This is a genomic window from Acidithiobacillus sp. 'AMD consortium' (assembly GCF_008926505.1).
Lineage (GTDB): Bacteria > Pseudomonadota > Gammaproteobacteria > Acidithiobacillales > Acidithiobacillaceae > Acidithiobacillus > Acidithiobacillus ferridurans.
Window position 1 is genome coordinate 103,679 of sequence record NZ_CP044411.1, and the last position, 15,537, is coordinate 119,215.

Annotated in this window: 21 protein-coding genes; 13 read left to right on the forward strand and 8 right to left on the reverse strand. The window is 62.7% G+C overall.

All coding sequences use genetic code 11. From position 1 onward, the window contains the following. Nucleotides 1-43 precede the first annotated feature (43 nt). The 13 genes from F6A13_RS00500 (at nt 44) to tolB (ending at nt 10,828) form a co-directional block, all read left to right on the forward strand. Complete coding sequence (locus F6A13_RS00500; RefSeq protein WP_113526133.1) at nt 44-304, forward strand: FmdB family zinc ribbon protein; 261 nt, start codon at nt 44-46, stop codon at nt 302-304. Between the two features lie 83 nt (nt 305-387). Beyond that, a complete protein-coding gene (aspS, locus tag F6A13_RS00505) occupies nt 388-2,178 on the forward strand; it encodes an aspartate--tRNA ligase (RefSeq protein ID WP_151527967.1) in 1,791 nt (596 codons plus the stop codon). Between the two features lie 86 nt (nt 2,179-2,264). After that, entirely contained in the window at nt 2,265-3,362 is a 1,098-nt protein-coding gene (gene nadA, locus F6A13_RS00510) for a quinolinate synthase NadA (RefSeq protein ID WP_151527968.1), read from the forward strand. Nucleotides 3,363-3,370: 8 nt separating this feature from the next. After that, a complete protein-coding gene (locus F6A13_RS00515; protein WP_151527969.1) occupies nt 3,371-3,982 on the forward strand; it encodes a lysophospholipid acyltransferase family protein in 612 nt (203 codons plus the stop codon). A gap of 79 nt (nt 3,983-4,061) precedes the next feature. Continuing rightward, nucleotides 4,062-4,814, forward strand: a complete 753-nt coding sequence (locus F6A13_RS00520; protein ID WP_151527970.1) for a YebC/PmpR family DNA-binding transcriptional regulator — start codon at nt 4,062-4,064, stop codon at nt 4,812-4,814. 82 nt (nt 4,815-4,896) lie between these two features. Next, complete coding sequence (gene ruvC / locus F6A13_RS00525) at nt 4,897-5,397, forward strand: crossover junction endodeoxyribonuclease RuvC (RefSeq protein ID WP_151528407.1); 501 nt, start codon at nt 4,897-4,899, stop codon at nt 5,395-5,397. Between the two features lie 28 nt (nt 5,398-5,425). Further along, on the forward strand, nt 5,426-6,007 hold the full coding sequence (gene ruvA / locus F6A13_RS00530) for a Holliday junction branch migration protein RuvA (protein WP_113526139.1): 582 nt from the start codon (nt 5,426-5,428) through the stop codon (nt 6,005-6,007). 39 nt (nt 6,008-6,046) lie between these two features. Continuing rightward, nucleotides 6,047-7,072 carry a Holliday junction branch migration DNA helicase RuvB gene (gene ruvB, locus F6A13_RS00535; protein WP_192796475.1) on the forward strand — a complete coding sequence of 342 codons (1,026 nt, stop codon included), beginning with the start codon at nt 6,047-6,049 and terminating at the stop codon, nt 7,070-7,072. Then, entirely contained in the window at nt 7,062-7,484 is a 423-nt protein-coding gene (gene ybgC, locus F6A13_RS00540; protein WP_151527971.1) for a tol-pal system-associated acyl-CoA thioesterase, read from the forward strand. Before ruvB ends, ybgC begins: the two co-directional genes overlap by 11 nt. Before the next feature lie 6 nt (nt 7,485-7,490). Next, a complete protein-coding gene (tolQ, locus tag F6A13_RS00545; RefSeq protein ID WP_151527972.1) occupies nt 7,491-8,192 on the forward strand; it encodes a protein TolQ in 702 nt (233 codons plus the stop codon). Continuing rightward, nucleotides 8,189-8,599, forward strand: a complete 411-nt coding sequence (gene tolR / locus F6A13_RS00550) for a protein TolR (RefSeq protein WP_113526143.1) — start codon at nt 8,189-8,191, stop codon at nt 8,597-8,599. Before tolQ ends, tolR begins: the two co-directional genes overlap by 4 nt. Continuing rightward, nucleotides 8,596-9,567 carry a cell envelope integrity protein TolA gene (gene tolA, locus F6A13_RS00555; RefSeq protein ID WP_151527973.1) on the forward strand — a complete coding sequence of 324 codons (972 nt, stop codon included), beginning with the start codon at nt 8,596-8,598 and terminating at the stop codon, nt 9,565-9,567. Before tolR ends, tolA begins: the two co-directional genes overlap by 4 nt. After that, complete coding sequence (gene tolB, locus F6A13_RS00560; protein ID WP_151527974.1) at nt 9,560-10,828, forward strand: Tol-Pal system beta propeller repeat protein TolB; 1,269 nt, start codon at nt 9,560-9,562, stop codon at nt 10,826-10,828. Before tolA ends, tolB begins: the two co-directional genes overlap by 8 nt. Before the next feature lie 41 nt (nt 10,829-10,869). Here the strand turns inward: tolB and queC are convergent, their stop codons facing one another. The 8 genes from queC to F6A13_RS00600 form a co-directional block, all read right to left on the reverse strand. After that, entirely contained in the window at nt 10,870-11,559 is a 690-nt protein-coding gene (gene queC, locus F6A13_RS00565) for a 7-cyano-7-deazaguanine synthase QueC (protein WP_151527975.1), read from the reverse strand. Nucleotides 11,560-11,561: 2 nt separating this feature from the next. Next, nucleotides 11,562-12,206, reverse strand: a complete 645-nt coding sequence (queE, locus tag F6A13_RS00570) for a 7-carboxy-7-deazaguanine synthase QueE (RefSeq protein ID WP_126604658.1) — start codon at nt 12,204-12,206, stop codon at nt 11,562-11,564. Beyond that, complete coding sequence (ybgF, locus tag F6A13_RS00575) at nt 12,206-13,024, reverse strand: tol-pal system protein YbgF (RefSeq protein ID WP_113526373.1); 819 nt, start codon at nt 13,022-13,024, stop codon at nt 12,206-12,208. Before ybgF ends, queE begins: the two co-directional genes overlap by 1 nt. A gap of 20 nt (nt 13,025-13,044) precedes the next feature. Continuing rightward, a complete protein-coding gene (pal, locus tag F6A13_RS00580) occupies nt 13,045-13,623 on the reverse strand; it encodes a peptidoglycan-associated lipoprotein Pal (protein ID WP_113526148.1) in 579 nt (192 codons plus the stop codon). A gap of 183 nt (nt 13,624-13,806) precedes the next feature. After that, nucleotides 13,807-14,229, reverse strand: coding sequence for a type II toxin-antitoxin system VapC family toxin (locus F6A13_RS00585; protein WP_126604657.1), 423 nt, complete (start codon nt 14,227-14,229; stop codon nt 13,807-13,809). Further along, nucleotides 14,226-14,480, reverse strand: coding sequence for a FitA-like ribbon-helix-helix domain-containing protein (locus F6A13_RS00590; protein ID WP_113526150.1), 255 nt, complete (start codon nt 14,478-14,480; stop codon nt 14,226-14,228). The genes F6A13_RS00585 and F6A13_RS00590 overlap by 4 nt, the downstream gene beginning before the upstream one ends. Nucleotides 14,481-14,626: 146 nt before the next feature. After that, the gene (locus F6A13_RS00595) at nt 14,627-15,112 is read right to left on the reverse strand and encodes a hypothetical protein (protein WP_151527976.1); all 486 of its coding nucleotides are present in this window, start codon (nt 15,110-15,112) and stop codon (nt 14,627-14,629) included. Further along, nucleotides 15,105-15,410 (reverse strand): nucleotidyltransferase domain-containing protein, encoded by a 306-nt coding sequence (locus tag F6A13_RS00600; RefSeq protein WP_151527977.1) that lies wholly within the window; start codon nt 15,408-15,410, stop codon nt 15,105-15,107. Before F6A13_RS00600 ends, F6A13_RS00595 begins: the two co-directional genes overlap by 8 nt. Between the last annotated feature and the right edge of the window lie 127 nt (nt 15,411-15,537).

Genomic DNA, 15,537 nt, shown 5'->3' on the forward strand with positions numbered 1-15,537 from the left:
ATAGGCATCTTTTAAAGCAACAACCCGATACGGAGTCGATACAATGCCAACTTACGAGTATGTATGCAAGGATTGCGGGCACCACTTGAGTGTCGAGCAGCGCATGAGTGATCCCCGCCTGACCGATTGCCCCCATTGCGGAAAGCCGGGGCTGGAGCGGCAACTGAGCGCCGGCGGCTTCGCCCTGAAGGGCTCCGGCTGGTACCAGACCGATTTCAAGGGTGGCGGCAATAAAGCCGGCGAGAGCAAGCCGGAAGCCGCCGCTGTGCCTACCTGCCCTGCCGGGGGTTGCGCCTGTCATTGACGCGGCGCGCGCGGCAAGGCTAGATTGTGCGCGGGCCTCCCGGTCGGGTGGCCCTTTTCTTGTTGACTCATACGGGACGCAGCATGCGGACACACTATTGTAACGGTATTCACGAAGGCCTGATCGGCCAGACGGTCATCCTCTGCGGTTGGGCGCAACGGCGGCGTGACCACGGCGGCGTCATTTTCATAGACCTGCGGGACCGCGAAGGTCTAGTGCAGATCGTCGCCGATCCGGACCAGGTCGACGCCTTCGCCGCCGCCAACGAGTGCCGCAACGAGTTTGTGCTGCAGGTCGAGGGTGTTCTCCGTGCCCGGCCCGCGGGTACCGAGAATCCCCACATGCCCAGTGGCAAGGTCGAGCTGGCCGCAGCGCGCATCCGTATTCTCAACCGATCCGAGCCGGTCCCCTTCCCCCTGGATGAGGAAGACATCGCCGAGAACCTCCGGCTCAAATACCGCTATCTCGACCTGCGCCGGCCGGAAATGCTCCATCGTCTGCGCCTGCGCCATCAGGTCACCCGCTTCGTGCGCGGCTATCTGGACAATGCCGGCTTTATCGACGTGGAAACCCCCGTCCTTACCCGCTCCACCCCCGAAGGCGCCCGTGACTATCTGGTGCCGTCGCGCACCCAGCCGGGACACTTTTTCGCGCTGCCCCAGAGCCCGCAGCTCTTCAAGCAGCTTCTGATGGTGGCGGGACTGGACCGCTATTACCAGATCACCAAGTGTTTCCGCGACGAAGACTTGCGGGCCGATCGTCAGCCGGAATTCACCCAGATCGATATCGAGGCATCGTTTGTCGATGAAGAGGCCGTCATGGGGACTGCCGAGCCCATGATCCGCGGGCTGTTTGCCGAGGTATTGGGCGTGCAGTTGCCCGATCCCTTCCCACGGATGACCTACCGGGACGCCATGCATCGCTTTGGCGTCGATCGCCCCGATCTGCGCAATCCGCTGGAACTGACAGAGCTCACCGATCTCATGCACGCGGTGGACTTCAAAGTGTTTCGCGAAGCCGCCGAACGTCCGCATGGGCGGGTGGCCTGCCTGCGGGTGCCCGGTGGCGCCCAGCTCAGCCGGGCGCAGATCGATGCCTACACCCAGTTCACCGCCATCTACGGGGCCAGGGGCCTGGCCTGGATCAAGGTGAATGCCCTGGATCAGGGTAACGAAGGACTGCAATCCCCCATCGTCAAGTTCCTGCCGGAAGCCGTCCTGAGCGAAATCCTCCGGCGCAGCGGCGCAGCGGCGGGCGATATCCTCTTTTTCGGCGCGGATACCGCCAAAATCGTCAACGAAGCCCTCGGCAATCTGCGTAACCGTGTGGCCGCTGATCTGGGTTTGCTGGAGGGCGAATGGTGCCCGGTCTGGATCACCGACTTCCCCATGTTCGACTATGACGACAAGGAGAATCGCTGGACTTCCACCCATCATCCCTTTACCGCGCCGCAGACGGAACACCTGGAAACCCTTGGTCAGGATCCCGGCAATGCCCTGGCGCGGGCCTACGATCTGGTGCTCAATGGCAACGAGATCGGCGGCGGCAGTATCCGCATCCATCAGGAGGCGGTACAGGAAAAGGTCTTCGCCGCCCTCGGTATCGGGGCGGAAGAAGCCCGGGACAAATTCGGCTTCCTGCTCGACGCCCTGCGTTACGGGGCGCCGCCCCATGGCGGTCTGGCTTTCGGGCTGGATCGACTGGTGATGCTCCTGTGCGGTGCCGAGACCATCCGTGACGTGATCGCCTTTCCCAAGACGCAAAAGGCCGGTTGCCTGCTCACCGAAGCCCCCGGTACGGTGGCCGACAAGCAGCTTCAGGAACTCGGCATCCGCCTGCGTCCCGGTGTCGGGGTTGGCGTTCCCAATCCCTGAAAGGGTGGGCGCTTGACGGCTGGCGGACGGCTTCGTAACGTGAACGGGTATTTTTGCACGCGCAATGGCGCCTGAGAGGGTCGGTTATGGGTGTGGAAACGGTGAGGATTCAGGGGCTGCGGAGCAGTGACGCGGCGGAGCTGGATGCGCGAATCCGGCGGGCCAAGGCGGCGCTGGGCAAGCGTGCGGTCATTCTCGGCCACCACTATCAGCGCGAAGAAGTCTATCGCCACGCCGACTTTCATGGCGACTCCCTGCAGCTCTCCCGTGCTGCCGCCGAGCAGGAGGCCGAGTTTATCGTCTTCTGCGGCGTTCATTTCATGGCCGAAGTGGCCGATATTCTCAGCCGCCCGGAACAAGCGAGCATTCTGCCGGACCTCAACGCTGGCTGCTCCATGGCCGATATGGCCGATATGCCCCAGGTGCAGCGTGCCTGGGAGGAACTGGCGACGGTGATCGATGTGGAGCGGGAGGTCACTCCTGTCACCTACGTGAACTCTTCGGCCGCGCTCAAGGCCTTCTGTGGCGTCCACGGCGGCACGGTCTGCACCTCCTCCAATGCCCGCAAGGTGCTCGACTGGGCCTTCGGGCAACGTCCCAAGGCCCTGTTTTTTCCGGATCAGCATCTGGGACGCTGGACCGGGTACCAACTGGGTATTCCCCTGCGCGACATGCCGGTTTGGGACCCCAGCCTGCCGCTGGGCGGCCTCACGCCGGAAGAAATCCGCCGTGCCAGAATCCTGCTCTGGAAGGGGCATTGCTCGGTCCACCAGATGTTTCAGCCGGCCCACATCGAACGCTGGCGCCGGGAGCATCCCCAGGGGCAGGTGATCGCCCATCCGGAGGCATCTTTTGAAGTCTGCCAGATGTCCGATGCCGTCGGTTCGACGGATTTCATCCTGCGCACGGTCAAGGCCGCGCCACCCGGCAGTGCGTGGCTGGTGGGCACGGAAATCAATCTGGTCACCCGCCTGGCGAGCGAGGTGCGTGCCGAAGACAAGACCGTGGAGTTCATGTCGCCCATGGTCTGCATGTGCTCCACCATGTTCCGCATCGACCCGGAACACCTGGCGTGCTCGCTGGAGAGTCTCCTCGCGGGCCAGGTGGTCAACCGCATCCAGGTGGACCCGGAGACCGCTGCGCAAGCCCGGCTGGCGCTGGAACGCATGCTGGCGGTTTCCTGACGAACCCTATGGGGCAACCGTCTGCGGCGGCCGATCTGGCGACGGAATGGTCCTTTACCCAGCGTGGCCTACATGCCCTGCTTTACGGCTACACCCGCTTTTATCAGGGGGGCCGCTGGGAGCGCAGCAGCGTTCCCGAGACCGGGCCGGCCATCCTCGCCTGCAATCATGTTTCCGTGCTCGATCCTTTATTCCTGGTGGCCAGCAATCAGCGGATCATTTCCTTTCTGGTCGCGCAGGAATATTACGACAACGCCTGGATGCGCCGCCTGCTGGAGCAGACCTACAGCATCCCCGTACGCCGCGACCGTCGAGATGTCCGTGCCCTCCTGCAGGCGCGACGGATGCTGGAAGACGGACGGGTGCTGGGCATATTTCCCGAGGGCGGGATCAACCGCGAGGAAACCCAAAATGGCATTGCCTGGCTGGTGCGGGAAAGCGCCGCGCCGGTGGTGCCCGCCCATATCAGTGGCGCGCGACAAGGCCGCTCGGACTTCAGTACCTGGGTACGCCGCCAGCGGCCTTTGCTGCGTTATGGGGTACCTCTGCATTTTCATCCGGATGCCCACGCCGACGAGGTACTCGGCGCCACCATGAGCGCCATCGCCACCCTCGCATGACGGCATCCCCGCCTTTGCGGTACCATGGGCGATATTTTCATTTTGCAGGATAGTCCAGTGATAGAACAGGGAGTAGGTCATGTCAGGGCATAGTAAGTGGTCCACCATCAAGTTCAAGAAGGCGCTGAAGGACGCCAAGCGCGGCAAGATTTTCACCCGCCTCATCCGCGAAATCACGGTGGCGGCGCGGGCGGGCGGCGGTGATCCGGCCAGCAACTCCCGCTTGCGTCTTGCCCTGGACAAGGCCTACGGGGCCAACATGACCAAAGACACCATCGAGCGGGCGATCAAGCGCGGCACCGGCGAACTGGAAGGCGTGGACTATGAAGAAGTCACCTATGAGGGCTATGGTCCCGGCGGTGTCGCGATCCTGATCGAGACCATGACCGACAACAAGGTGCGTACCGTCGCCGAAGTGCGCCACATATTTTCCAAGCGCGGCGGCAATATGGGTACCGCGGGCTCGGTGGCCTATCAGTTCAAAAAGCTTGGTCTGATTGTTTTTCCGGCGGATGCCGATGAGGACCGGATTCTCGAAGCGGCCCTGGAAGCGGGTGCGGAAGATGTGGTCAACGAAGGCGAGCGGATCGCCGTTTACACGGCCCCATCGGATCTTCACAGCGTGCTTCTGGCCCTGGAAGCGGCGGGGCTCAAGCCGGAAGAAAGTGAAATGACGATGGTCCCGGAGAATACGATCGAGGTCAGCGGTGAGGAGGCGGAGAAACTGCTGCGGCTCATCGATTTCCTTGAAGAAAACGACGACGTGCAGAACGTCTATGCCAACTACGACATCAGTGACGAAGAAATGGCCCGCCTGGAAGCGACATCCTGAACCTGCGGCGGAATTCCCGGCGAGCGCGGCGTCCGTGGCGCTGAACGGAGGGGCAACGCCTGCCTTCCGGCCCCAGGCTGCGGTGCGGATCATCGGTATCGACCCGGGTTCTTTGCGCACCGGCTACGGCATTATCGAGTCCGACGCGGCCGGCGAACTCCGGCATGTGGCCCACGGCTGCCTGAATGTGTCCGGACAACCGTTTCTGGAGCGTATCGGCGCCATCTATCGTGAACTGAAACAGATCATCGGCACGTATCACCCCCAGGAAGCGGCCATCGAACAGGTGTTCATGGCGCGCAATGCGGATTCCGCCCTCAAGCTGGGGCAGGCGCGCGGCGCCGCCCTTGTCGCCTTGCTGGAAGCTGGGTTACCCGTAGAGGAATACACGGCGCTGCAGATCAAAAAAGCCGCCGTCGGCGGTGGCCACGCAGCCAAGGAACAGGTGCAGAGCATGGTCCGCTGGCTCCTCAAACTCAGCGAAAACCCGCAGGCGGACGCGGCGGATGCGCTGGCCTGTGCCATTTGTCATGCCCACCATGGCCGCACCCGGCAGCGCTGGCAGCCTGCGGTCAGCCGCTGAACCCGTTAACGACCCGAGGCCCTCCGTCATGATCACCTCCCTTACCGGCACCATCCTGCAGCGGCGTCCACCCTGGCTCTGGCTTGATGTGCAGGGAGTCGGCTATGAGCTGGAGATGCCCCTGTCGGGTTTTTACCAGATGCCCGCCGAAGGCGCGGCGCTGACCGTCCACACCCACCTCACGATCCGCGAAGACGCGCATCTGCTCTATGGTTTCATGACCGTGGCGGAACGCGACATATTTCGGCTCCTGATCCGGGTGAACGGCATCGGCGGCAAGGTGGCGCTGGCCTGTCTGTCCGGTTTGCCCGCCGAGCGGCTCAGCCAGGCCGTGGCCGAGGGCAACACGGCGCAGCTCACCGCTATCCCCGGTATCGGCCCGAAGACTGCCGAACGGCTGGTGGTGGAACTGCGCGACAAGATGGGCGGCATCGCGCCGGGGCCGGTGGGGCGGAGCGGTGCCGGTGATCCCCGTCAGGAAGCCATTGCAGCGCTGCTGACTTTAGGTTATAAGCCTGCGCAGGCGAGCCAGGCGATAGCCGGTCTGGCGGACGGACTGAGTCTGGAAGACCTCATCCGTCAATCGCTGCAGAATTTGTCACGTCACTGATTTTTTGGAACCCGCCGCTGCACGGACGGTCAGAGCAGGATGATGGATAGAGGCCCTCTCAACTCCCAGGAAGACCACAATGATGCAGTAGACCATGCCCTGCGGCCGCGCCGGCTGGCGGAGTACCTCGGGCAGGCCAAGCTGCGGGAGTCTCTGGGCCTGTATATCGATGCCGCCAGGGGGCGCAGTGAGGCGCTGGATCATGTGCTGCTCTTCGGGCCGCCCGGACTCGGCAAAACCACCCTGGCGCATATCATCGCCCAGGAGATGGGCGCGGGCCTCAAGGTCACCTCCGGCCCGGTACTCGACAAGCCCGGCGACCTGGCCGCCATCCTCACCAACCTGCAACCCCACGACGTACTTTTCGTCGACGAGATTCACCGTCTCAGCCCGGTGGTGGAAGAAATCCTCTACCCCGCGCTGGAGGACTATGAGCTGGACATCCTCATCGGCGAAGGGCCGGCGGCACGCTCCATCAAAATCAGCCTGCCACCCTTCACCCTGATCGGCGCCACCACCCGCGCCGGCCTGTTGACCTCGCCGCTGCGCGACCGCTTCGGCATCAGTTTTCACCTGGAATTCTACAGCGACGCCGAGCTGACTCAGATCGTCACTCGCTCCGCCCGGATTCTCGGCACCACCCAGGCCCTGGAAGGCGCGCAGGAGATCGCCCGGCGCGCGCGCGGCACGCCGCGCATCGCCAACCGCCTGCTGCGTCGGGTGCGGGACTACGCCCAGGTACGGGGTAACGGCGAAATTGACATGGCGACGGCACAGGCGGCCCTGACCCTCATGGAGGTGGACCAGCATGGCTTTGATGGCCAGGACCGCAAGTTGCTCCAGGCCGTCATCTCCCGTTTCGCCGGCGGACCGGTGGGGGTGGAGAGTCTGGCGGCCGCCATCGGCGAGGAGCGCGGCACCATCGAAGATGTGCTGGAGCCCTTCCTGATCCAGCGCGGTTATCTGATCCGCACGCCGCGCGGGCGCTGCGCCACCGAGCTCAGCTATCTGGCCCTGGGTCTGACGGCCCCCAAGGAGCCCAAGGGACTTTTCGATGCTGGCTAACGACCCCGTCAGCCGCTTCCAGATCCGCGTTTATTATGAAGATACGGATCATGGCGGGGTGGTGTATCATGCCAACTATTTACGTTTCATGGAGCGCGCACGTACCGAGATGCTGCGCGAACGGGGTTATGAACTGGATGTGCTGGAGCAGGATGCCGGGATCATTTTCGTGGTGCGCCGCGCCCGGCTGGATTTCCGTGCACCGGCCCGCTTCAACGACCTGCTCCTCGTGGAAACCCGGATCGTGAGCAAGAGCCCCGTGCGCATGGGCTTTCAGCAAACCGTTTCGGTGGGGGACAGAACGCTCTGTAGCGGAGAGGTGGAAGTGGTCTGCCTGGATGCCGCCGGTTTTCGTCCCCACGTCATCCCTGCAGCCTTGTTGCAGGCCATCCCGCTTTCTGTTCAGCCGTGAGAATTTATGGATCCGCATAGCATCGCCAACACCGCGCAGTCCCTCTCCCTGGGCCATCTGGTCATGAACGCCAGTTGGGTCGTGCAGGGCATCCTCGCCATACTGATGATCGCGTCCGTCATCTCGTGGACCATCATCTTCCAGAAATGGGCCGTCTTTGCCGCCGCCCAGCGTGCCCTGGAGCGATTCGAGAAGCGCTTCTGGAGCGGTGGCGAGATGAGTCAGATTTACCAGCACGTTTCCGGTAACGCCAATCTGGAAACCGGGGCCGGCAGCATCTTCTGCGCCGGTTATGAAGAATTCCAGCGTCAGCGCAACAAGATTCGTCCCAGCGATGCCCTCGATGCAGCGCGGCGCGCCATGCGGGTGGCGCAGATGCGCGAGGTCGGACGCCTGGAAAACAATCTTGCCTTTCTTGCCTCCGTATCTTCCGTAAGCCCTTTTATCGGTCTTTTCGGCACCGTCTGGGGCATCATGACCGCCTTCATGAACATCGGCATGGCGGGACAGGCCACCCTGGCGACGGTGGCGCCTCCCGTCGCCGAAGCCCTCATCGCCACCGCGGCGGGTTTGTTCGCCGCCATTCCGGCGACCGCAGCCTATAACCGCTATATCCACCAACTGGACAAGCTCGACGCGCAGTACGAAGTCTTCATGGACGAGTTCACCAACATCCTGCACCGGCAGGTGCCCGAGACGAAACCATGAAGCGACGGCGTCTCATGGCGGAGATGAACGTCGTCCCCTACATCGACGTGTCTCTCGTGCTGCTGGTGATTTTCATGCTTTCGGCGCCATTGCTGACCCAGGGCGTCAACGTCAATCTGCCCAAGGGCGTGACCAAGCCGGTATCAGACAAAATCCCGCCGGTGCTGATTTCGGTGACGCGGCAGGGCGCCATCCTGGTGCAGTACAAGGGGCACCACAGCGCGGTCGCCCTGGACGACCTCGCGACGGCGGTGGGGCATATCGCCGCCGCCAGCCACGATCAGGTGCAGGTGCTGGTGGGCGGTGACGCCCATGTGGATTACGGCAAGGTCATGGCGGTCATGGCGCGTTTGCAGGAGGCGGGCATTTCCCACGTCGGTCTGCTGACCCGTCCGGAGGGACATTGAAAAAACGCAAGTCAGCCTGGCCGCTGGTGCTGGCCATTGTGCTCAACGGCGCGATACTGTTGGCTCTGTTCTGGAGCTATCACATCAATGTGCCCGAGGCCGGGGGTACCCCCATGCAGGCGCAACTGAGCAGCGGCATGCAGGCGGCGCCGGCACCTCAGCCCGTGCCCAAACCCGCGCCGGTACCGCAGCCGGCTCCCGCCCCGGTACCAAAGCCCGCCCCGGTACCAAAACCGGTGCCGGTGCCGAAACCCAAGCCGGCCGCTCCGCCGCAGCCCAGCGCCGCGCAGATTGCCGCGGAAAAAGCGGCACAACAAAAGGCCGCAGAGCAGAAGGCCGCGCAGATCACCGCAGAAAAACATGCCGCCGAAAAGCAGGCTGAGAAATTGGCCGCGCAGCGGGCGGCCGAAAAAGCCGCCGCGGAAAAGGCGGCTGCACAAAAAGCCGCTACGCAGAAAGCCGCCGCCGAAAAGGCCGCCGCCGAGAAACAGGCGGCGCAAAAAGCGGCCGCTGCACAGCGCGCGGCGGAGCTGAAGCGGCAGCTCGCCCGGCAGCAGGCCAAGGCCGCGGAAGCCGCGCGGGCCAAGGCGCTGCAGCAGCAGATGGAGGCCGGGGCCAAGCTGCGGGCCGAAGCCAATATGGCAGCGGCCCGCGCCCAGCAGGCGGCGGAGAATCAGCGTATGCTCGGGATGTTGATCAACACGATCAAAACGCAGGTATCAGAGAAGTGGAGCACTAATTTTTCTCCCGCCTTGTCCTGCGTATTACAAATCCATCTCGGACCTCAGGGGCAACTCTTAGGTACCCCGGTCGTAGTGCGTTCCAGCGGTAATCCTGGCTTTGACCGGTCTGTAATCGCAGCAGTGGAAGCGGCAGCGCCATTCGTACCACCCATTGGGCTGGCTTACAGTACCTTTAACCAGCCAATAAACCTTAAAATGAATGCGGAGGATCTCAATCATGGCTAAACGCATCTGGACCCTGGCCATTTTTCTGCTGGCATGGGCCTTCGTTCTTCCCGCCCAGGCGGCGCTCACGGTGGAAATCACCAAGAATGTGGCCTCGGCACTGCCTATCGCCATTCCTTCCTTTGGTCCCGGCATCGCCGGACAGCCATCCGTTGCCGAGGTGGTCCGTAATGACCTGCGCCACAGTGGGTTGTTCCGGGTCATCGACCCCGCGGGCTATCCCGCCGACCCCCGCGCTCCCGGCGGCGTGAAGGCCGCAGACTGGACGGCGGTAGGGGCCACCGGCCTGGCCGTGGGTTCCGTAGAGCCGCAGAACGGCGGCTACGTGGTCAACGTCTACGTCTACAATGTCAGCACGGGGCAAGAACTCACCGCCCACCGTTTCACCTGTTCGGCCGCCGAGTTGCACATGACCGCGCATCACGTCGCGGATGTCATCTACCAGGCGTTCACCGGCAAACCCGGCCCTTTCGCCAGTCGGATCGCCTATGTCCGGCAAACGGGTCAAACCTACGAACTGCTGGTGGCGGAATCCGACGGCTGGAATCCGCATCCCATCGTGCGCGGCCTCATGCCGGTATTCTCCCCCGTCTGGTCGCCGGATAACCGGCGTCTGGCCTATGTCACCTACGCCAACGCCCGCGCCGTGATCTATGTCCAGAATCTGGCTACCGGACAGCGCCAGACCATCGCCCCCGGTGGCGAGATCGTCAGCGCTCCAGCCTTCTCGCCCAACGGGACGGAACTGGCCTACGCCCGCTCCTCCGGTGGTCACACCGAGCTTTACGTGGCGAACCTGCAGACCGGGCAGCGTCGGCAATTGACCCATGATGACGCCATCAACACCTCTCCCACCTGGTCGCCGGACGGCAGTCAGATCATATTCGTCTCCGATCGCGCCGGTGGCCCGCAAATCTACGCGATGAGCGCGAGCGGCGGCGCGGCGCATCGTCTGAGCTACGACGGCAGCTACAATGCCAGCCCGGTCTATTCGCCCGCAGGCAACGCGATTGCCTTCATTCACCGCACCGACGGCGTCTATGCCCTCGCGGTGATGAAGCCGGATGGCAGCGGCGTACGCGTGCTGGATGCCCAGGGTAATTGCGACCATCCGAGCTTCGCCGGCAATGGCCAGATGATCCTCTACGGCACCCAGCGCGGTGGGCGCAAGGTGCTGGCCGAGGTCAGCCTGGACGGCAAAACCATGGCCATACTGCACAGCAACGCGGGAGGGGACAGCCAACCGGCCTGGTCCCATTAAACGGAGCCGGTGATGGAGCGCGGTTCCGGCTGGAGCCGCGCTCAGGAACTCTGATAAGGCGTGGGGTCTGCGATACCGGCCTGACGGAACCCTTCCCGGCGCAGGCGGCAACTGTCACAGCGGCCACAGGACCGGCCTTCGGCATCCAACTGATAGCAGGAGCGGGTCATTCCATAATCCACACCCAAACGGCTGCCGAGACGAATGATCTCACTCTTATTGAGAAACTGCAGCGGCGCATGGATACGCGGCTCGCGGGCTTCATCGCCGAGGCGGGTGGCCACCTGCGCCAGGGCCTCAAAAGCGTGCACAAATTCTGGCCGGCAGTCGGGATAACCGCTGTAATCCTGGCTGTTTACCCCCAGGAAGATGTCCCTGGCGCCCAGCACCTCCGCCAACGCCAGGGCCAGCGACAAAAAGACGGTATTGCGCGCGGGCACATAGGTGATGGGGATGCCCGGCGCCAGGCCGCTCTCGGGGACGCTGAGTTGCGGGTCGGTCAGCGCCGAGCCGCCAAAAGCCGCCAGATCGATACGCAGCACCCGGTGGCTGGCCGCCCCCATGGACTGTGCCAGCAGCGCCGCATAGCGTAATTCTTCCTTATGCCGCTGCCCGTAATCAAAAGAGAGGGCGTGGACGGCAAAGCCATCCCGGCGCATGAGCGCCAGCACGGTGGCGGAATCCAGTCCGCCGGAAAGCAGTACAATGGCGGGTGTGGCGGGCATCGGCATGGTCAGTGTCCGGGCAGGTCGCCCCAGATCAGTTTGTGCAACTGAATCTGCAGACGCACCGGCAAATGATCGGCGAGTATCCATTCGGCGAGATCGCGCAGGGCGAGCGTGCCATGGCTGGGAGAAAAGAGTATTTCGCAGCGTTCGGCCAATGCTTCCCGCGCGAGCACCTCTTTGGCCCAGTCGTAATCGGCACGGCTGCACAGCACAAATTTAATCTGGTCCTGCGGGTTGAGTAAGGGCAGGTTTTCCCAGAGATTGCGTTCGCATTCTCCGGAATCCGGGCTTTTGAGGTCGAGCACCTTCACCACCCGGGTATCCACCCCCGCCAGCGAAAGGGCGCCGCTGGTTTCCAGAAAGACTTCATGGCCCGCATCGCAAAGCTGCGTCAGCAGCGGCAACACATCGGCCTGTGCCAATGGTTCGCCACCCGTCACCACCACCAGCCGGTTTCCGCCTGCCCGCACCTGTTCCAGAATTTCGGGGATCCGCCGCCATTCTCCGCCATGAAACGCATAGGCGGTATCGCAGTAACGGCAACGCAAAGGGCAGCCCGTGAGACGCACAAAGGTCGCCGGACGTCCGACGCTGCGGGTTTCCCCTTGCAGGCTGTGGAAGATTTCTGTGACGCGGAGCCGTCCCTCCATCACTTTCCGGCGGGCAACGCCTGTAACTGCGCCTCGGCCTTCTGTGCCGACGGTGTGCTCGGATACTGGCTGATGATTTTGCTGAGAACGGTGCGGGCTTTGCCGGACTGGCCGACGGCCTGATAGATTTCCGCCATCCGCAGCATGGCCTCCGGCGCCTTACTGCTCTGGGAGAACTGCGCCTCCACGGTATGGAGGCTCTTCAGGGCAGCATCGTTCTGGCCCAGTACGTACTGCGCCTGCCCAAGCCAGTAGTAGGCGTCGGGCACCAGACTGCTCTGCGGGTATTTCTGAATGAAACCCTGTAATCCGGTGACGGCCGATCCGTACTTGCCCTGCCGCAGCAGATCGAACGCCCGTTGATAATCCGCTTGTCCCAGACCCTGAACCGCAGGCGCGGAGGTATTGCTCGCTGCGGAGGCGACGGCCGCGGCCGGACTGATGATGGCGACATTGCCGCCCAGCACGCTGCTGGTGCTGGCGGTTGCCGCCGTGCCCCCCGTAAGCTGGGCGGTCAGAGCCTGTACCTGAGCGGCCGTAGACTGCTGTTGGGTTTGCAGGGCGTGGGTTTTGGTATCGAGTTCGCCGCGCAGGTCGCGCACTTCCTGTTCCAGATGCTGGGTGCGCCCGAGCAGGTCGGCCAGCGCGCTCTGGCTACCCTTGTTGGCCTGTTGAACCGCCACCAGACTGCTCAGTTCGCCCTGCATGACCGCCATCTGCTGTTGCAACTGCAGCACTTTCTCGCCGGTTGACTCGGCCTGTGCGAAGGGGCTCAGGCATAGCAAGGAAAGGACGGGGAAAAGATGCCAGCGTTTCATCAGCATACGCTCCTTGGTGTTCAGCCGTTATAGCCACCGCTATAAACGAAGTCCACGCGGCGGTTTCTGGCCCAGCAAGCGGAGTCGTTGGTGGTACACAAGGGATTGTCCTTGCCGAAACTCACGGTACTGATCCGTGCGGCGCTGACGCCCTGGGACTGCAGGAACTGCTTCACCGTCTCGGCGCGCTGTTCACCGAGGGCCAGGTTGTACTCCTGGGTACCGCGATCATCGGTATTCCCCTCCAGGCGCACTTGGACATGGGGATGGGCCACCATGAACTGCGCGTTCTGGGTGGCGATCTGTTGCGCCTGTGCATCCATGGCACCGCTGTTGAATGCGAAATGTACCCGCAAGTTCTGGGGCAAAGCGGCCAGTTCAGCGGCACTCAGGCCGCTGCTGCCACCCCCGATCGGTCCGTTGGCATTGAGGTTCTGGCCATTGATTCCCTCACCGGCAAGACCGGCCGTGGCCGCCGAGTTGGCGGGAGCCACCGCGCCAGCCGTCGTGGGCGCCCCACTCCCCACATTGTGCGCACAGCCCGCCAGCACCAACGCTCCAGCCGCGGCAACCACCACCTTCAGAAAATCAGAACGCATATCTTTAACCCCCGGCGAAAAATTTGGAGGAATTGTAGCCCGTAGCCAGAGACAATAGCAATGCGGCGACGTGGCGCGGCGCTCTCAATAAGCCCCCTCCCGCCGCAGACCACTTTGACCATAAACGCTAAATGTCCTATCAAGAATGTGCACAAACGTGCGCACGGTAACGCTCCTGTGCCGTCACCGCATGGCCTCCCACGGGTTGATGACGTTGAGGCCGGCCGCCAGGAACGGCGCAACGTCGCGCGTGGCCACCGTGAAGCCGCGCGCGTTCGCAATGGCGGCGATGTGGCCGTCTGGTGTGGGGAAACCCTTGCTGGCGGCACGGGCGTTAACGGCCAGCTCGACGTAGTGCCGGGCTGCGTCGGTGTCGAAGGCCAGCACGCGATCCCCGAACAGCTCCAATAGGCCATCCAGCGTTTGGGTCAGCGCATCTTTGCGTCGGCCGGAAGGCAGGGCACCGATGCCGAACAGCAGTTCGGCAAGCGTGATGCTGGACAGGTAGAGGGTTTCGGCCGCCTGATCATCCAGCCATACCCGCACGGCGGAATTCGGTTCCGCTTTCATCGCCTCGGAAACGACGTTGGTATCCAAGACGATCATTCAAACCTCACGGGCTCGGCCGGGGTCTTGTCGCGCACCTGCTCGAAGGTTGCGATGTCGTCATCGGTCAGCCCGGCGCGGCGGCCCAGCTCGGCCAGGGCCGTGCCCAGGCGAAGCCGCTTTGGCGGGCGAACGGTCGATTCGAGGATGTCGCGGATTTCGGCCTCGGTGCTGCGGCCGTGCGTTGCTGCGCGTACACGCAGCGCGCGATGCACCTCGTCCGGCAGATTTCTGACGGTAACTGTCGCCATATTGGCCTCCCGCGCTTTATGCTATCAATGATAGCATCATAATAAGAATGCTATCACTTCGCAATCGTCCGTCAAACCAACATCTTCATTCCGCATCACCGCCGCCTGCGTTGCCGCAGCTAAGGTATGGCGTGCTGCCCATGGGATCATTCCTCACCCATGGCGCTCTCGAATTTGCGGATATCGTCCCGGAAGGCTTGTAACAGAGCGAGCGCGTCTTGCGTTAATGCAAGGATTCGCTGCCGGTCCAGCACGCTTCCGTAAATATTGCGCTCTCGATGCCGGAATGCCCTGAATATATGGAGCGCATTGGCTGTGTCGTGGGAGAGCACCGCCGGACGGTCTTCGGTGGCGATCTCCATCTGGTCAATCAGGTCTTTGTGCCAACTATCCCCTTTTGGGCTGAATTCGTCCACATTGGCGGCGATTCTTTGTAGGCATTTCTCCATTCCGCTGTAGAGTTTCTCGATGGTGGAGGCCATGGCGATGTAGACAATTTGATCCAGTTGTGGGTGGACGGCGGGCAGGTCTTTATGGAGCGCGTCTTGCGCCGAGAGCAGGTAGTTGGACTCCCACACAATGTCATTCAGCTCCTTGTCGAGAAGAATGAATAGCGGATGCCTACTAATCACTCCACCGCACCTCGTCGGCGTATACCACATCAAACGGAATGTCTTGCAGCAGATCTTCCACAATGCCCTCCAGCGTGTACCTCTGCGAGGGGTCCGCCAAGCGCTCGATGAGGAAATCCACGTCCGAGTGCGCCTGGAAGCGGCCTTCCGCCAACGAGCCGATGATCTGCGCCTTGATGCCCATATTGTGTAATCTATCGACAGCGGTCGCGGCCCTCAGCAGGGCGGTTGCACGGCGCTGCTCGGCATGTTTCCGCAGAATGCGTTCGAGCCTGGTCATAGCCTCTTTCTTCCCCATGGGTTACCTCCCCGGCCAGAAGCGATCATTTAATCATCCTTGCGATTGTGGAGTCTCATTCCGCGATGTGCAAGTTGAACAATTTCCCCAATTATGGGCCCCTACCATAGGTCTCAGCGCGGCGGGA